Below are 16,967 nucleotides of genomic sequence, written 5' to 3'. Positions count from 1 at the left end.
ATGTATAATTTACAAGAAGATATGTATGAACAATTGAAAGAAAAAAAAGGGGAAGTTACTGTATTTTTAAAGAATGGCGTTCCAGTACGTGGGCAGATCCTTGCAACAGATAAATTTACCGTCCTAATGATGATTCATGGTAAACAACAATTAATCTACAAACAAGCAATCTCTACACTTGCTATATAAAAAATGATTGTATTATATAAAAGGAGAGGGATATATTGATTTTTTTATTTCGATTTGACATAAAGGATGCTGGAATGGGTTTTATCTTAAACGAAAAAATAGCTGAAGATATACTTGAAAATGGAGTGATACGATGAATAAGACGTATGATGTCATCATTACCGGTGCTAGATGTGCCGGCTCTACCCTGGCAATTTATCTTGCTAAGGCAGGTTTCCATGTGTTGTTAGTGGACCGAGCGAATTTTCCAAGGGACACATTATCAACCCATACCTTTTTCAATAATACTGTCGCTCTTCTTCGAGAAACCGGTGTCCTGGACAAGTTATTGGAAACAAAAGCACCGCCGGTACGGGATATTAAATTTCAATTTGAGGATACCGTGATAGAAGGTCTCATCCCTGAGGTTTACGGAGAGGAAAGTTGTTATTGTATTAGAAGAACTTATCTCGATCATATTCTACTTGAACAAGCCAAATCCCAAATGAATGTAACTGTTTTAGAAGGATTTCGTGTGACGGATGTCATCCGTGATGACGAAACAGTGATAGGCGTGAAAGGTTTAGACGGCGACAACGAGAAACAAGAATTTTTAGCTCGCCTGGTAGTCGGGGCAGACGGCCGATCCTCTATTATTCGCAAGCTGGTAAAAAGTGAACTCAAAATAAGTATTCCGGCAACAGTCGGCATCTATTTCGGGTATTTCTCTGGATTTCGCCACGATAATGTCCCTAAATTTGAAGTATACAAGATAAAAGATAACACAGCCATTCTCTTTCCGACGAATGATGATTTATATGTAATTGTCGGCATTTTCCCATTAGAAAATAAGGAATTGATAGAACGGTTGAAATTAAATCCGGAAAGCTGTCTACGCAATTTCTTTACAGATAACTTTCCGAATACAACAATTGGGGCGCGCTTGAAAAATGCAGAACTAGTAGAACCGGTCAAAGGTATTCTTGGATATGATAATTACTGGTATAAAGGAATGGGAAAAGGATGGGCGTTGGTTGGAGATGCAGTTTGTTTTAAAGATCCTGGCATGGCGCAGGGTATCCATGATGCTATATGTGGAGCACGTATATTATCCAATATTCTATCAAAATATAAGGGACAATCCGATCAATCAAATCAAATGTCTGAAGAATATCAAAAGGCTATAGAAGATGAGTTTATGGTTCGGTTTCACATGGGATGCCAAATTTCGAAGAATGAACGCATATCTGAACAACAGGATGCTGTCAACAAGCTAATCAGTTCCCATCCAGAGGCTATAGAGAAGTTTTTAGGGATTTACAATTATGCAAACGAGCCCGCTGCTTTAGAAAAAGAACTCGCACGAATTATGCAATCGATCTAGCAATGATTTTAGAGATTAAGTGATTTAAGTACAAAAATAATTCACTATGAACCTCCCCCACTTACTCGCTTCCGCTTGAAGTGGGGATTTCTTAGCATCAACAAAGACAAGGTCCCATGAGAAGCGGATTTTCCATCTCCTCTCTGCACCTATGCAGGGACTCCTTTTCTTCATTTGACTAAGCAACTTCTGCACATGCAGAAGGGTGGGAACGCACCGTCTACTACTTTTTGCTTACGCAATCCACAAATACTTTCTCTTCGTTTCTTCCGGAATATGACACATCTTTCCGTACAGTTCTTTTGCCAAAATGTTGCGGGCACCGTGAATGTCCCAGTGTTCTTCGTAGCCGCACACACAAACGTAGTTACGTGTCCGCACTTTCTTTCTTCTTTGGCAACAAGGGCATGTTTGAGAAGTGTATGCTTCGTCTACGAGAAACAATAGAGGTACCTTTAGCAATCTAACCTATTTCGATGCTGGAGCCAGAGTGACTTCGGGTGATGTTACCTTGTCATAAAAATCTAAGAATTTGTCACGATCGGCGCTATCACGGTAAGCCATGGCGACACGTGGATGTTCATTAAATACACCAGAGATCATGTAAGGTATGATATAGCCTCACTCCCACTCTTGTCGCATTTCTAACAAGAGTATATCTTACTAGTGAATTCTGTATGTATTATTATGTGGGGTACCGCCAGCATTTCGGAAAAAAACCACGCTAAGCAAAAAATACAATAAGCTGTCCATATGGGAAGTGAAATTTATACTTTATCATTTTAGCCAAGAAGACTCCTTCCTCAAGGAACGCGAAGTGAGTAGGTGGGAGATGAATTGGCTTCGGACAAGAGATGGCAGGAAGCCATCTTAATTGTTCGACATACATAAACTGTTACTTCACTATCTATCGAATGTATGTTTGTTGTATAATAGACACATGCCGAAATGGGGGTGAAATGAATGATGATTAATAAAGCATATAAATTTCGTATCTATCCAAATCAAGCACAAGCGATCCTAATCAAAAAAACGATTGGCTGCTCTCGTTTTGTATTCAATCACTTCCTATCTCTATGGGATAATGCATACAGAGAAACAGGAAAAGGTTTGACATATGGTACATGCTCTGCCAAACTTCCTGCCATGAAGAAAGAGTTTGTTTGGCTAAAAGAAGTGGATAGTATTGCGATTCAGTCGTCTGTTCGCAACCTTGCGGATGCTTATACACGCTTTTTCAAAAAACAAAACAGTGCCCCGTGTTTCAAATCTAAGAAAAACAACGTATAATCTTATACCACAAAACAAACAAATGAAAACATTGCCGTTGTCGGAAAAAAGATAAAGTTGCCGAAACTAGGTCTTGTTCGATTCGCCAAAAGTCGTGAAGTAAAGGGACGTATTGTAAATGCTACAGTTAGACGGAATCCTTCTGGCAGATACTTTGTGTCATTGTTAGTCGAAACAGAAGTGCAAGAACTTCCGAAAACACATTCTTACATTGGAATGGATGTGGGACTAAAAGATTTCGCCATTTTGTCAGATGGAACAACCTATAAAAATCCGAAATTTTTTCGATCATTAGAAGAGAAGTTGGCAAAAGCACAGCGTGTTCTTTCTAGAAGAATGAAAGGATCTTCTCGCTGGAATAAACAACGAGTAAAAGTAGCTAGAATTCATGAATACATGACGAATGCTAGAAAAGATTACTTGGACAAAATCTCGACTGAAATCATCAAAAACCACGATGTTATCGGTATAGAGGATTTGCAAGTATCGAATATGTTAAAGAATCATAAGTTAGCAAAAGCAATTAGTGAGGTATCATGGTCTCAGTTTCGAACTATGTTGGAATATAAGGCAAAATGGTACGGCAAACAAATCATTGTCGTATCGAAAACATTTGCTTCCAGCCAATTATGTTCTTGTTATGGATATCAAAACAAAGACGTTAAAAATCTAAACCTACGTAAATGGGACTGCCCTTCTTGTTGTACACACCATGATAGGGATATTAACGCAAGTATCAATCTAAAGAATGAAGCGATAAGGCTTCTAACCGCAAGGACTGCGGAGATAGCCTAATAAATTAGAGTTCGATAGAACTCTTTACTTAGGAATCCCCCTCTTCTAAACGAAGTGAAAGTGGGGGTAGTTCAACATTGGTCTTTTTTAATCTACTAGCCCTTAATTCTTTGAAATTCTTGATTAATTCTTCTCCGAAAATATAAATAACTTTTTCCCATGGATGCCCTAAATAACCCCACTTAAAGTCTTTTTGCAAAAAGAAATAATAATCTCCATCCGGAAAAAATGGGATTTTCCATTGATGATCATCTTCGTTTAAATTTAAACTAGGATTCATCCAGTAGCCAGCATGCTGCCAATCTAACGCATATATATATTCATGTTTCTCGGTACATAAAATAAGAGCTTCCAATAATATATGATCAAAAATATAATCATCGTCATCAGTCCATTTTCCTTCAAAATAATTAGGTAAATCATAAGTAATATATGGACAAGAAAATTTAAATGATTGGTCACCATCAATATTAGGATTAAAAGCAAATTCATCATAAAATCTATCCCAAACATTCTCATATTCTTGTTCATTTAACAAAATCCATTTTTTCAAACTCCGTACCTACTTTCTAATATTATTATATAATTAAAATACCAAGATGAAATTGTATATTCTATTCATTGCTAATTTACATAACACATTATTATCAGTAGCAAGGAAACGGAGGAACCCTACTCTCTCAAGGGAACCTCCTTTTTTCGTTCTATGGACCTATGCATTTTTTCATACATTCCCATTCTGGCGCGGTTTTAGGTTTCTCGTTTGTTTTTGGATCCACCAAAAAACTGTATTAAATCTTGTTTGATCCTAGGGGTCACTATATATGAACACTACGTATTTGACTTTCTCAATAACCAACATTACTTAACGTGGTAAAATAATATTCGGATGGGAATCCAATGTTATTAAAATTAAAGTGGTTATCAAGTCGGAGGAAGGCACCTTAGGGTGTCTTTTCTTTTTAAAATATATAAGCGCACCATCCCTTTCCTAATAGAGGTCCCCCTCATGCCTCCTTACAGGGAGAATGATAAGGCATATTTACCCAATAACCAATTTCTCACATGTTTTAAATAGTTAGAATACTTGTATTGCTTCAATAACATATGATCATTCTTAAGAATGTCATTGAAATGTATTAATAGATTCTAGTGCAGCAAAATAAATTATGCTATGATGTGAGCAAATATAAAGCTATCTAACGGAGGGATTTACATGCCGCATGTTGTGTTTCGTGGAATTACTACTGAACAATTAAAACACATAAGCAAGCCATTAGTAGAAGAGCTCGCAGAGATTTGTGAGTGTGGTACGGATAATTTTACGTTGGAACTACCAAGTTCTACGTTTGTATTCAATGGAGAAGAAATAGAAGCGTTTCCTCTTATTGAAGTGAAATGGTTCGAGCGTGGACAGGAAATTCGTAATCGATTTGCCAAGGCCATTACTACATATGTAATGGAGTTTGGGCTTCCAGAAGTAGAGGTTGTATTTACGGTTTTCACAGAATCAGCGTATTATATTAACGGGAAGCATTGTGCAAGTTAGAGCCAGTTGAAAGATTTTTGTAATATTTATAAGGGGTAGAACCACATCGCTATCAAGCTAACTAGACAAAATACCCCCTAAAAAGAAAAAGGCGTTATTCTTTCTGAGAAATCATAGGAAAGGATAACGCCTTTATATCAATATGACGGTATCCTATATGAAAAATTAACATCGTTCCAAATGTATATATTGTGTTCATAAGCATCTAAAAGGCAAGGAGTTGAATCATGAGGATCTTATTATCTAATGTAAGCAAAATAGGAGAATGGTTTGGAAAAATAGAAGGTGAATGGGAAATACAAATAGACCACAATGGAAGGTAGAAAGTATTAAAAGAAAAGTAGCTAAAAATAGGGGGCGCATTTCATGTATAACTTACAAGAAGATATGTATGAACAATTGAAAGATAAAAAAGGAGAAGTTACTGTATTTTTAAAGAATGGCGTTCCAGTACGTGGGAAGATTCTTGCAACAGATAAATTTACCGTCCTAATGATGGTTCATGGTAAACAACAACTAATCTATAAACAAGCAATCTCTACACTTGCTATTTAATGGGTACTGCCAGCATTTCGGAAAAAAACCACGTTAAGCAAATTTCAACACAAAATAGCCGACTTTAATCCCTTTAAGACTCAATCGGCTGTTTTATATTCAAAACTTAGTTGTTTGTAATATCAAAAGAAAATGTTTCTTTTAGTCCCTTTTTCCCGTCAGAAGTGATTTTTATTGCTCTTGTTTTAGGTAAACGTTGAACCCAATTTAGTTCTAATAGTCTTTCTAGAAGGGCATTTCCTAATGCTCCCGCAAGGTGGTGACGTCTTTCACTCCAATCTAAACATTTGTGTGTAAATGAACGACGCTTTTTCTTAACCCTTTCAAGATCAATTTGAAGATTTGTAAAGAATGACTCCCCTTTTTCAGTAACAGTAAACCCGTCCTTTTCTTCATAAATAACACCTATTTTAATTAAAGAATCTGTTAATTGTACTCCTAAATTTCCCGCAAGATGATCATAACATGTTCTTGCAAAACGCATCGCTTTATCTTCCGAAGCCTGTTTTAATGATTTAATTTCAATGGGTGGAGCTATTGATAAAAATGACTCCATAACTTGAGCAACTTCCGGATTTCGAATTCCATAATATCGATGTCTCCCCTGTTTTTCAACTATAACTACATTCGCATCGACCATTTTTGTCAAATGGAAACTAGCCGTCTGTGGTTTGATTCCTGCCATATATGCTAATTCGCTTGCAGGGTGGAATCTACCATCTAATAAGACTGTTAATATTGCTGCACGAGAAGCTTCACTCACAAGAGTAGCAATCATTGCTACATTTGGATTTGCGTTCATTTTAATTTCCCCCTAATGTAATCCATATTTCGATGATAATCGAAATGTTTATATTCTACAATAAATAAGGAAGAACATATGAATAGGAGGAGAAATAAAGATGAAAAAAATGGCTCAGGTTTCAAACACAGAGACTATTAAACCTAAAATTCTATACTACGGAACTCCTGTGATTTTACTAAATTCACTAAATGAAGATGGAACAGTAAACATCAGCCCTATGTCATCATCATGGGCATTAGGGGATTGTATTATATTGGGAATTGGACTTGGTGGGAAAGCTATCGAAAATTTAGAACGACATCCTGAATGTGTAATCAATGTTCCGAGTCCTTCATTATGGGAGAATGTTGAACAATTAGCGCCCTATACAGGGAAAAATCCCGTTCCAGATTATAAGAAAAAGAATGGGTTTACATATGAAAAAGAAAAATATGATATTAGTAGATTAACACCTACTGAGTCTAAATCGGTAAAACCTACTCGAATTATGGAGTGTCCAATTCAAATTGAGGCAAGGGTGAAACATATTCGAATTCCTGATTATTCTCCTGATTTTGCAATTGTTGAGACACAAGCTATACATGTACACGCTCATAAGGAAATCATTCTTGAAGAAAATCATATTGACCCAAATAAATGGAGCCCACTTATATATAATTTCCGTCATTATTTTGGTCTTGGTAATCAGTTAGGTAAAACCTTTCGATCCGAAATATAAATAAATATATTATCTTTTAAAGTGGACAATCTTTTCCTAATTAAAGTTAAATATTGTAGTAAGAAACCGAATTCCACCTGTTAAGGAATTCGGCTTCTTTATTATTTTTAATTTTGCTAAGAAGTGTTATTTCGATTTCCTTATAGCATCCAATACAACACAATTTAAATTAGCGTTAAAATGGCTCAAAAATCCTTAGCGTGGTTTTATTCCGTTTTGCGGTCTGTATCCCTTAATGGAGGAATGAAGAATGAAGATTGCTGTATCGGAATGGAAAGCATTGAAAAAAGAAACAAAGTTAAAGCTATTGCGTTATGCGATGTTAGAAAGTAAGTATAAGTAGGGGTCCTGCCACATCGCCATCAAGCTAACAAGGACGATTTACCCCAAAACGAAAATTTTATTTCTGTACAGTTGTTTCTTACAATTCAGCTCATTTTTTTCGTTTTGAGGAATACTAGACTTCTTAAATTGATGAATGTGAGGAATTCGATTTCTTAACTTTAGTTTGATAGCGATATGTGTACTACCACGTATAGAACGGTACCTTTTATATATTTTCTGTCGTAATATTAACTCCGTATTCTCTATAAAAATCTAAAATTGTAGATGCATTCACACCCAAATCTAATAGATTTTCTGGAAAGTAAATTTCAGAATTCGGAACCACAATATCAGATGTTTGTAAAATATTCTCTGCTTGGACAGATGCTCCTAAAGCAGTAAGATGTGTCTGTCCTAACGGATCCGATATGTTCACACATCGTCTATGCAATACACCAGTATCATCATAACCTTTAAGGTGAATAACTATGTTATGTGCACTTCCCTTTCCGGGTTTATAGAGAATATTTTTCCGTAAACCGGTAAATTTTTCTCCGCTAATTATTTTCCAAATTCCTGTATTCACCAGAGAAACCAATCCATATGTAGATATTTTACTATCAAAAGCAATACGAAAGTTAGCCGAAACAGCATGAATAGATTCTGGCAGAGTTATGTGATCAGGAGTATCCAAACGATAACATTTTGTTATATAACCGTTGGGAAAGCGGACTTTGATTGGATCAGTCATTGGATAGGCCTGTCGCATTCCCTCTTGAGATTTGACTTCAAATGGAATAGTTAACCGATCCATATATGCTGTTGAATTTGGTCCTGCTTTGTCTTGAAGAGAATATAATGCGTTGATATCAACTGTAACCTCTTGAAGATCTTTTGAATAAATTTTAGAAAAAAGGGCTGCTGTCCCCCCCATCCACCCAGAAGCTAATACAACAGGGGATTGAACTTCAACATTTTTCAATCGAGCAATAGAACTCTGAAATCGTTCAGTCCAACGAGTAATGTCAACCAATGGAATTCTTCTTTTGACCGCGGATAGAAGTAGTCTATCTTGAGAATCATTAACCGCATTAACAACTAATGTGAGATTATCATTCAAACTTCTTAAAGGATCATCTGTTGTGTTGTCCACCTTGACTATTTTTACTCTCTCTGATTCAAAAGGTAGTGCTTTCCCTAAGGTTCTTCCTCCTAATCTAATTTCCAAATCAGGATGTCGATCATGTAAAATTTGAGCAATTTGGCTACCAACAACTCCATATCCACCAACAATTAATACGGTTTTCTTATTCATCTGAAACCTCCATTTTAATTAGTATTCACTTATAAGTTTAAATGATTAAAAACTTAAACCTTTTAACATAAAAACCATTAAAAAAGGGGCAAAATGTGTCCCTAAATTATAAATTTGTATCTAATTCTTACATTCATCTTCGACTAAAGAAACAAGTTCTTTTAAAAGATTTATTGTTTCATTAAATTCAAGGCAATAATACATTTCAGTGCCTTTTTTCTGAACTTGAAGCAACCCTGATTGTTTCAATATTTTCAGATGATGAGATACAGTAGGCCTTGACATAGGAATATGCTCCGCAATTTGCGTCACATTTAAGCTATCTTTATCAATTAAAAGTGATACAATTTGCCGACGTGTTGGATCTCCCAGCCCTTGAAAACACGGTCCTAAACTTTCTAAAAGATGCATTACTTTATCATTACAGTTCATTTCACTCACATTTCCTTTTGTTGAAGAATTTAATCATTTAAACGTATTATAAATTACATTACTATCTAATGCAATAAAGAAGTAGCACCAACTTTGAGTATAAATATAGAAAGTTTCATACACGGCCGTTTTCGGTTTTCCATATTTGTCAGAATGTCGGTTCTTTTTCCCGTAACAATTGCCGAATCCATACCAGCTACAACCAGGACAAACCCACGAAATTAAGCCTATATCAGATTGTATCCAAAGCTTCCAGGGGTACCGCCACATCGATATAAAGCTAAGGTTCTGCACTATCCATAAAGCAAAAAAGACGTTATCCTTTCTGTAGAATTATAGGAAAGGATGGCGTCTCTTTATGAATCTTTCGATCCTTGACGAACTTCAACCGATTGCTGAAGAATTACAACGACATATGTCTCCTCATGTTCTAGAACACCTAGCCAAAGAAAAAGGATTCGTTCAGCGAAAGAGTAAATATCAAGCACAGGAGTTAGTTGCTTTATGTGTATGGCTTAGTCAACAGGTTGCAAGTACATCACTCACACAATTATGTAGCTGCCTTGAAGTATCTACAGGTATTCTTATCAGCCCTGAAGGACTTAACCAACGATTTAATGCTTCCGCAGTACAGTTTCTTGAACAAGTTCTAGCTAACCTTCTAACTCAAAGAATTCATTCAACAAAAGAAATAATTCATCAATATACCACGGCATTTAAGCACATTCGGATTCTAGACTCTACAACATTTCAGCTTCCAGATAAGTTTTCTTCACATTATCAAGGTTCTGGTGGAAGTAGCCATACGGCAGGAGTTAAAATTCAATTGGAGTATGACCTATTGAGTGGAAAGTTCCTGCACGTTTATGTAGGAGAAGGAAGAGAAAATGATAAAACCTTTGGTTCAACAAGCCTACAAACCATTCAACCAAAAGACTTGTACATAAGAGATTTAGGCTATTTCGACTTACATGACTTACAGAAGATCCATGATAAAGGAGCTTACTATGTCTCACGTTTGAAATTAAATTCTCGAATCTATTGTAAGAATGATCAGCCAGAGTATTTTCGAAATGGGACCGTGAAGAAAGGAACACTCTATATTCAGTTAGATATGGAAGAACTCATGAATCAATTGTCCCCTGGTCAAACAATGGAGATTCCAGAGGTATACATTGGACAGTATCAAAAATTACCAGCTCGTGTTATTATTCATCGATTAACAAAGGAACAAACAGAAAAAAGGTTGAAAGAACAAACCAAAAGAGAAAAAAAGAAAGGTATTATCTACAAAGAACGGAGTAAACGGTTGAGTGGAATCAATGTGTATATTACGAATCTTTCTGCAGAAAATGTTCCAACGGAACATATCCATGACTTCTATTCATTACGTTGGCAAATTGAAATTTTATTTAAAACATGGAAATCTTTCTTTCAAATTAACCAGTGTAAAGAAATCAAGAAAGAACGCTTAGAATGCCATTTATATGGGCAACTCATTAGTATTTTACTCTGTTCATCGACGATGTTTAAAATGCGTCAGTTACTCTTGGATAAGAAAAAGAAAGAGCTAAGTGAATACAAATCCATCTATATGATAAAGAATTATTATCTATTGTTTTATGAAGGATTACAAAAGGACATTCATGAATTATTAAAAGTTTTACTGCGTTTGTTTTATCTTTTAGAGAAAAATGGGCGGAAATCTCACCGGTACGAAAAGAAAACCGTCTTTGATATCTTAGGTGTTGTGTATGATTATACGTTGTCACAAAGTTTCAAAGTTGTATAATATTTTTTGAAATACCTATTTAATAGGCTTATTTGTTATGCCCATCTTTAATACAGTCGTAGAAATTTAAAGAAATAACTCTCACATATACCCTCTTAGCACCCTTAACTTGATGGTGATGGGGTCCTGCCAACATAACGCGAATTTCGTACGTTAAGGAATTATTAGATGTCTGTTATTTGTTTTAATTCATTTACTTATATTATTTTTTGAGCGCCCCAGTGATGGGGCCTTTTTTTATAATTGTGTTAAAGTAGAAACCCCTCAAGTATAAGGAGGGGTTACATAACTCGGAAAATGGTTATTAGTGTTTAATCAGATGAAGTTCAGGATATTGCTTCTGAATTTCCTCTAAATGATTTTTGTTTATTCCTTTTAAATTTTGATCGAAGAAGCTAGTTACTAGTTTATTAATGAGTGTATAATTTGCGGCTACATCTTCGTCTGGTGCGTTAATAATAGGTGAAAGTGCTGCTAAATCTGTAAAACTAATATGATTTGTTTTTGGAATTACCACTGTGTACACGCCAGGTTTTTCAATAGTTTTATTTCTTAAATAGGATATTTCCAATAATTCATTTTGGATTCCGGTTGTCTTTTGATTTTTAGCTTCTTTCATATAATGAATCGTAGCCTCAGCATTCATCAACATGAATGGTTTCTGAGGACCGTCTTTAGGCATTGGATCACCAAACAATCCGCCATCCATATCAATTGCAGCTTTAATACGCGTATCCTTTACTAACATTTGTGCGGAAGTTGCTCCGCCAAAAGAGTGACCGAACATTCCAATTTTGTCATAGTTAATTAAGTCTGCGATAGTTTTAAAACTTTTATCGAAATTCCCTTCTATTACTTCGTTTAAAATAAAAGTAGTATCCTGTTCCCATTTTTGAACTATGTTATTTAAGTCAGTAGGTGTATATTCAATTGGTATAGAGTCTACACGGTTTCCGTTAGGGAAAATCGTTGTTGCTGCATATCCTGTGAAATTAAGAGCGATTACTACATAGCCTTGACTAGCTAATTCCTCTAACTGAAATGTATTTTGTTGACCATATAATCCCATCCCATGGCCGAATAAAAGGAGGGGGAATTTTTCTTTATCTTGAAGTGGCTTAGCATCTTGATAAGAATGTGTTTTTGTCAGCCCTAAATGTGTCGTTACGATATACGGAGCACCGTTTAGTATTGCCAATTGTTCACCCAGCTCGTTTATGTTCTCAAAATAGACAGAAGGGTTTCCTGATCCTTTTGCGGCAGGATAGTATACTTGTATCATTAACTCACGATTTCCATGATTATTTGGTACAGTTGTTTCTTTTCGATTTGTATCAATTAAATGAAAAGCTTTCGTTCCTACTGTATATTTTCCAGTAGGCTCTGGGAGTGTTATGATCGGAAAAAGTAAAGGTAATGTAAACATTGCGATAGCAGTTACGATAATTCCTAAACCTTTTAAAACTTTCATCACTAACTTTTTAGAAACGGCTGTAGTTTTTGGTTTCAAAAAAACTTGTAATGTTAAAACGAACAATAAGAAATAGGCGGGAATCATACGCCAGTTTGCACCAATTACAATGATGGTGGCAAATAATAATGCATAATTTATTAGTAAAATGACGCCATTTTTTTTCGTCAAACCCCGCTTGATAAAGATGGGAATGATACTAGATAAAAGTAATACAGCAACAAAAATGATTTCTAACATTTTCAGCTTTTAGCTCCTTTCCTAATCATATAAATGTAGATTGATAATTTATAATCTTCTCAATTATATAACCATCTTTGATAATTGTATGCATGTAAGTAAGTTTAGAATGTTTTTACATGACATGGTAAGAAAAAGTACTCATACGAGTACTTTTTTTAAATAAATGTAAACGTCAAGTAACCCTAAAATATACAATAAAAGGTAGTAGGTAATCCTAAGTTGATGGCGATATGATGATCCCCATCAATGAACAAAATAATGTAACATGGTAAAATAATATTTGGATGGGGTTCCAATATATATTATTAAAGTAGTTCAATTCGGAGGAAGGCACCTTAGGGTGTCTTTTCTTATGTACATTAAAAAGCCTCGCCATCCTATGGAAATGGTGAGGTTCTTATGTATATTACTCAGTATCTTGTTTCCTATAATACTTTCTTCTTGATGGAACATCTATTGCCTCATAATCATAACAACAAAAATAATTCCTGCAATTACGAGTACCGAAAAACATAGACTAATATATGCAATATTAATTAACCAATAATTGCAACTATATTAATTTTACATTACATTAAGGGTGGAGAATATTCTTATACTAATACAGCGCTAAATAGTAGGGGGAAAAATGGAATTTAACGATTTGGGTATTACCATTAAAGAACTTCGAATTAAAAAAAATATATCACAATCCGAATTATGTCATGGAATATGTTCACAAAGTCAAATTAGCAAGATAGAAAAAGGTATGATTTATCCATCTAGCATATTGTTATATCAATTATCAGAAAGACTTGGTATAGATCCAAATAATATATTTGCAATAACTCAAAATAAAAAATTAAAATATGTAGAAAATGTAAAAAGTGTAATTAAAGATTGCATAAGGCAACATCAATATAAAGAACTTTATGAAATAGTAAAAAAAGAGAAAAACGAAAACAATTTCCAATCAACAGAAGATAAACAATTTCTAGTATGGCATGAAGCAATTGCCATATATCGTGTGAATAACTCAATAAAATCGGCTTTAACTCTTTTAAATCATGCATTAAAACTAACTTTAACCAATGCTGATTGTTTATCAGAAAGAGAAATAGATATTATGCAGACAATGGCTATATTTTATGCAGAAAACAAAGAATACAAAAAAAGTATTAATATATTAAGAAGATGTTTAACTAATTTTAATAAGTTAGATTTTCCTAGAGATAAAGAAATTAGATTAAAGATCATTTATAATTTATCAAAATGTTTAAGTTCCACATGTCAATACGAAGAGGCAATAAAATACATTGATAAGGGCATCCAATTAGCTATTAATTTAAATACTTTATACTTATTGGGTGAACTATACTATGGAAAAGGTTCAAACCTATTAAAGCTTAACCAATCTAATGACGAAAATGTTGCTAATAACATGAAAACAGCATTATTTATATTTGAATTAACAAAAAACGAAAACAAATTACAAATAATTAAAAAAGAGTATTTTGAAAACGAAGATAACCATTCATAATTTCTTAAAAACTACTTACACAGCTCAAAGGAGAAGTCCCTATAGTTTTTAAACTTGGAACCATAGTATTAAAATTAAAGTGGTTCAAGTCGGAGGAAGGCACCTTAGGGTGACTTTTCTTTATACATTAAAAGGGGCTCGGTCTCGACAGCATTTCGGAAAAAGACCATGCTAAGAGTATGCAAGATTTTATACAATTTTGCGGATAATTCAGTACTAAACAAGAGCCCTAAAACCACGCCAGGATAGGAATGTATAAAAAATGCATGGAGCCATAGAAAAAGAAAAAGCCAGATTTCTTGTGAGAGCGAGAATCCGGCTTTTTCTTACTAGCAATAAAAGACGTTATGTCGACCGATTATGTATACGATATATAAGAAAAACTTCTTTACTACCGCATTATCAAGATGGTAAAATTTAGAAAAATAAGTGACGGTGAGTTCAGTGGAAAATTTATTTTTAATTTAAAACTTTTTATTTTGTCTTAGAAAGGTGTAGATTTTTTTGAATACAAAATTAATCATAGTAGAAGGGCTTCCAGGCTTTGGGAAATCCACCACTGCAAACTTGCTTTACGATATTCTAATTGAAAAAAATATTGATGTTGATTTATTTCTTGAAGGGAATCCAGACCACCCTGCCGATTATGATGGGGTATCTTGTTTTGATAATAATGAATTCGAAAGTTTGTTAGTGAATAGTGGTAATTTTAGGGGAGTAATTAGTGATAGAGTCACGAAGCGAGGGAACAATTATTTATTGCCATATAAAAAAATTAAAAATGAATCCAGCTCTAATTTTCCTGAAAGTTTATTAAATACCATTTTCAAAAATGATATATATGAATTACCGCTAGAGAGGAATATTGAATTAATAACTGAAAAATGGAGGGATTTTGTTGAAATAGCCAACAACGAAAATAAAATTTATATTTTTGAATGTTGCTTCATACAAAATCCATTAACAATCGGAATGGTTAAATATGGTGAAAAAAAAGAGAAAGTTATAAGTTATATTAATGCATTAGCGAAAATCATAGAGAAATTAAATCCAGTATTGTTTTATATAGAACAAGATGATTTGGAATTCTCATTCAGAAAGGTATTTAATGAAAGAGCAAAAGAATGGTCTGCTGGATTTATTGAGTATTATACAAATCAAGGGTATGCGAAAATGAAAGGCTATCACGGTTTAGACGGAACAATTAAAGTTTTAGAAGCAAGAAGAGATATTGAAAGAGAAATATTTGATATGTTAAATATAAAAAAGACAAAAATTAATAATTCACAGTATGAAGCTATCAAATATAAGTCAATGATAGTTGAAAAATTGAAATCACTTGAATTTCTAGATTAATGTAGTGCTTTAATTGAGCAAGAAACTAAGAATTTTTAACTTCCGCTTTCGATAATTATTTAAATAAGCTGTCCATATGAACAGCTTATTGTATTTTTTGCTTAGCGTGTTTTTTTTCCGAAATGCTGGCGGTTCCCCTACTAGTATTCTTGCATTTAAATTATTTTTAATATATTATATTTATATGGTTATATAGAGATGGATGTATGCAAAAAGAGTTTACCAAAATGTAATATAACTTATGCTTGTCTTTTTAATATGTATCTAGTAAAAATACATTTTTTATCAATACAATTATGTTTTCAATATAAACGGAATCTTTTAAATGGAAGTCTATTTACTTTCAATGATAGGAGTTACTAGTTCTAGAACATAGAGGAACAAGGCACCATACAGAGTAATTTGACGAACCTAAGAAGTATTGTATGCAGTTTATTCATCTCAAGTACAACAAGAGAGCCTTACTTCTTTAGGCAAGACTCCATTAGTGTAGTTGTATAATTTTCACATATCAAATAAGAAACAGAAAACATATAACACAAAGTAGCAGAACCCTACCATTCCGCCTACAGCTAATACCTGTTTAACCCAACTCTTAAATTTTAGATTACTGTAAATCTCTTGTACTCTTTCCATATTTCCTCCTATTAAGAAGAACCCTTAAAGACTCTCACCTTGCTATGGTACCATTAAAGAATGACTAATAGAGGTCTAATTATTGTCTAAACGTATAAATATGCAATATTGCATACAGTATTGCTACGAATGTAAACGCTTACTATAATAGGGGTATAAAGATTAATCACATCCTAGTACTAACAAAAGAGGAGGAAATAATATGGAAATCGCAATGGCAGTTTTAAAATTTATCGGTGGAGCAATCCCATTAATTCAAGAACTTTTAAAAGCATTTATGTAAATTCACTATTTAGCAATTATTTATAAAAATTATCATACAAATGATCTGTATATCAAAGATGAATTGATATACAGATTATTTGTGTGAGTAAAGTTCCTTTAACACTATTAATATGCAATATTACATATAAAAATGTGTTGATAGAATTGTAAGCGCTTACTATAATGAGGGTATAAAGATAAATCACATCTTAGCAACAACAAAAGGGGCGGAAATAATATGATAATTTTAAAATTTATAGGTGGAGTACTCCCATTAATTCAAGAACTTTTAAAAGCATTTATGTAATTTCACTATTTAGCAATTATTTATAAATAATTATTATACCTTAA

15 protein-coding genes and 3 pseudogenes are annotated in these 16,967 nt (G+C 33.8%); 10 read left to right on the top strand and 8 right to left on the bottom strand.

The features are described from left to right. Together hfq (ACUN26_RS28495) and ACUN26_RS28490 are read left to right on the top strand one after the other, a co-directional pair. Nucleotides 1-189: an RNA chaperone Hfq gene (gene hfq, locus ACUN26_RS28495; RefSeq protein WP_000282535.1), complete on the top strand. Its 189-nt coding sequence runs from the start codon at nucleotides 1-3 to the stop codon at nucleotides 187-189. A 133-nt stretch (nucleotides 190-322) separates the two neighbouring features. Further along, on the top strand, nucleotides 323-1,552 hold the full coding sequence (locus ACUN26_RS28490) for an NAD(P)/FAD-dependent oxidoreductase (RefSeq protein WP_001044754.1): 1,230 nt from the start codon (nucleotides 323-325) through the stop codon (nucleotides 1,550-1,552). A gap of 234 nt (nucleotides 1,553-1,786) precedes the next feature. Here the strand turns inward: ACUN26_RS28490 and ACUN26_RS28485 are convergent, their stop codons facing one another. Both ACUN26_RS28485 and ACUN26_RS28480 read right to left on the bottom strand, forming a co-directional pair. Continuing rightward, nucleotides 1,787-1,996: a zinc ribbon domain-containing protein gene (locus tag ACUN26_RS28485; protein WP_080001279.1), complete on the bottom strand. Its 210-nt coding sequence runs from the start codon at nucleotides 1,994-1,996 to the stop codon at nucleotides 1,787-1,789. Nucleotides 1,997-2,020: 24 nt separating this feature from the next. Further along, nucleotides 2,021-2,203, bottom strand: a pseudogene (locus tag ACUN26_RS28480) (nucleoid-structuring protein H-NS); the annotation flags it as partial. A 312-nt stretch (nucleotides 2,204-2,515) separates the two neighbouring features. Between ACUN26_RS28480 and tnpB the strand changes: the two are divergent. Beyond that, a pseudogene (gene tnpB, locus ACUN26_RS28475) lies at nucleotides 2,516-3,637 on the top strand (IS200/IS605 family element RNA-guided endonuclease TnpB). 28 nt (nucleotides 3,638-3,665) lie between these two features. Here the strand turns inward: tnpB and ACUN26_RS28470 are convergent. Further along, complete coding sequence (locus ACUN26_RS28470; RefSeq protein WP_000758859.1) at nucleotides 3,666-4,190, bottom strand: DUF2716 domain-containing protein; 525 nt, start codon at nucleotides 4,188-4,190, stop codon at nucleotides 3,666-3,668. 663 nt (nucleotides 4,191-4,853) lie between these two features. On the opposite strand from ACUN26_RS28470, the gene ACUN26_RS28465 reads away from it, so the two are divergent. Further along, entirely contained in the window at nucleotides 4,854-5,186 is a 333-nt protein-coding gene (locus ACUN26_RS28465) for a DUF1904 family protein (RefSeq protein ID WP_001120957.1), read from the top strand. Between the two features lie 366 nt (nucleotides 5,187-5,552). Beyond that, on the top strand, nucleotides 5,553-5,741 hold the full coding sequence (gene hfq, locus ACUN26_RS28460; RefSeq protein ID WP_000282528.1) for an RNA chaperone Hfq: 189 nt from the start codon (nucleotides 5,553-5,555) through the stop codon (nucleotides 5,739-5,741). 106 nt (nucleotides 5,742-5,847) lie between these two features. Here the strand turns inward: hfq (ACUN26_RS28460) and ACUN26_RS28455 are convergent, their stop codons facing one another. Then, a complete protein-coding gene (locus ACUN26_RS28455; RefSeq protein WP_000993334.1) occupies nucleotides 5,848-6,543 on the bottom strand; it encodes an ArsR/SmtB family transcription factor in 696 nt (231 codons plus the stop codon). 100 nt (nucleotides 6,544-6,643) lie between these two features. Here ACUN26_RS28455 and ACUN26_RS28450 point away from each other — a divergent pair, with 100 nt between their 5' ends. Beyond that, nucleotides 6,644-7,264: a flavin reductase family protein gene (locus tag ACUN26_RS28450; protein WP_000738042.1), complete on the top strand. Its 621-nt coding sequence runs from the start codon at nucleotides 6,644-6,646 to the stop codon at nucleotides 7,262-7,264. 550 nt (nucleotides 7,265-7,814) lie between these two features. Here the strand turns inward: ACUN26_RS28450 and ACUN26_RS28445 are convergent. Next, entirely contained in the window at nucleotides 7,815-8,903 is a 1,089-nt protein-coding gene (locus ACUN26_RS28445) for a saccharopine dehydrogenase NADP-binding domain-containing protein (RefSeq protein WP_001036803.1), read from the bottom strand. Between the two features lie 120 nt (nucleotides 8,904-9,023). Beyond that, nucleotides 9,024-9,335: an ArsR/SmtB family transcription factor gene (locus ACUN26_RS28440; protein ID WP_000995772.1), complete on the bottom strand. Its 312-nt coding sequence runs from the start codon at nucleotides 9,333-9,335 to the stop codon at nucleotides 9,024-9,026. A 358-nt stretch (nucleotides 9,336-9,693) separates the two neighbouring features. Here ACUN26_RS28440 and ACUN26_RS28435 point away from each other — a divergent pair, with 358 nt between their 5' ends. Next, the gene (locus tag ACUN26_RS28435; protein WP_001053925.1) at nucleotides 9,694-11,127 is read left to right on the top strand and encodes an IS4 family transposase; all 1,434 of its coding nucleotides are present in this window, start codon (nucleotides 9,694-9,696) and stop codon (nucleotides 11,125-11,127) included. A gap of 304 nt (nucleotides 11,128-11,431) precedes the next feature. On the opposite strand, the gene ACUN26_RS28430 is transcribed toward ACUN26_RS28435, so the two are convergent. Continuing rightward, nucleotides 11,432-12,838 carry an alpha/beta hydrolase family protein gene (locus ACUN26_RS28430; protein ID WP_000889694.1) on the bottom strand — a complete coding sequence of 469 codons (1,407 nt, stop codon included), beginning with the start codon at nucleotides 12,836-12,838 and terminating at the stop codon, nucleotides 11,432-11,434. A gap of 631 nt (nucleotides 12,839-13,469) precedes the next feature. Between ACUN26_RS28430 and ACUN26_RS28425 the strand changes: the two genes are divergently transcribed. Beyond that, the gene (locus ACUN26_RS28425) at nucleotides 13,470-14,360 is read left to right on the top strand and encodes a helix-turn-helix domain-containing protein (RefSeq protein WP_000395463.1); all 891 of its coding nucleotides are present in this window, start codon (nucleotides 13,470-13,472) and stop codon (nucleotides 14,358-14,360) included. Nucleotides 14,361-14,864: 504 nt separating this feature from the next. Then, on the top strand, nucleotides 14,865-15,716 hold the full coding sequence (locus ACUN26_RS28420; RefSeq protein WP_001093203.1) for a hypothetical protein: 852 nt from the start codon (nucleotides 14,865-14,867) through the stop codon (nucleotides 15,714-15,716). Between the two features lie 504 nt (nucleotides 15,717-16,220). On the opposite strand, the gene ACUN26_RS28415 is transcribed toward ACUN26_RS28420, so the two are convergent. Further along, the gene (locus tag ACUN26_RS28415; RefSeq protein WP_000442770.1) at nucleotides 16,221-16,352 is read right to left on the bottom strand and encodes a hypothetical protein; all 132 of its coding nucleotides are present in this window, start codon (nucleotides 16,350-16,352) and stop codon (nucleotides 16,221-16,223) included. Nucleotides 16,353-16,452: 100 nt separating this feature from the next. Here ACUN26_RS28415 and ACUN26_RS28410 point away from each other — a divergent pair. Next, nucleotides 16,453-16,635, top strand: a pseudogene (locus ACUN26_RS28410) (hypothetical protein). Nucleotides 16,636-16,967 lie beyond the last annotated feature (332 nt).

The organism is Bacillus sp. WC2503 (assembly GCF_052682895.1).
This window is presented reverse-complemented; position numbering and strand designations above follow the sequence as displayed.

Coding starts and splice junctions, on each gene's coding strand:
- ACUN26_RS28440 (WP_000995772.1), bottom strand. CDS start 9,335: ATGAACTGTAATGATAAAGTAATGCATCTTTTAGAAAGTTTAGGACCG.
- ACUN26_RS28415 (WP_000442770.1), bottom strand. CDS start 16,352: ATGGAAAGAGTACAAGAGATTTACAGTAATCTAAAATTTAAGAGTTGG.
- ACUN26_RS28490 (WP_001044754.1), top strand. CDS start 323: ATGAATAAGACGTATGATGTCATCATTACCGGTGCTAGATGTGCCGGC.
- ACUN26_RS28435 (WP_001053925.1), top strand. CDS start 9,694: ATGAATCTTTCGATCCTTGACGAACTTCAACCGATTGCTGAAGAATTA.
- ACUN26_RS28450 (WP_000738042.1), top strand. CDS start 6,644: ATGAAAAAAATGGCTCAGGTTTCAAACACAGAGACTATTAAACCTAAA.
- ACUN26_RS28445 (WP_001036803.1), bottom strand. CDS start 8,903: ATGAATAAGAAAACCGTATTAATTGTTGGTGGATATGGAGTTGTTGGT.
- hfq (WP_000282535.1), top strand. CDS start 1: ATGTATAATTTACAAGAAGATATGTATGAACAATTGAAAGAAAAAAAA.
- ACUN26_RS28455 (WP_000993334.1), bottom strand. CDS start 6,543: ATGAACGCAAATCCAAATGTAGCAATGATTGCTACTCTTGTGAGTGAA.
- ACUN26_RS28425 (WP_000395463.1), top strand. CDS start 13,470: ATGGAATTTAACGATTTGGGTATTACCATTAAAGAACTTCGAATTAAA.
- hfq (WP_000282528.1), top strand. CDS start 5,553: ATGTATAACTTACAAGAAGATATGTATGAACAATTGAAAGATAAAAAA.
- ACUN26_RS28465 (WP_001120957.1), top strand. CDS start 4,854: ATGCCGCATGTTGTGTTTCGTGGAATTACTACTGAACAATTAAAACAC.
- ACUN26_RS28430 (WP_000889694.1), bottom strand. CDS start 12,838: ATGTTAGAAATCATTTTTGTTGCTGTATTACTTTTATCTAGTATCATT.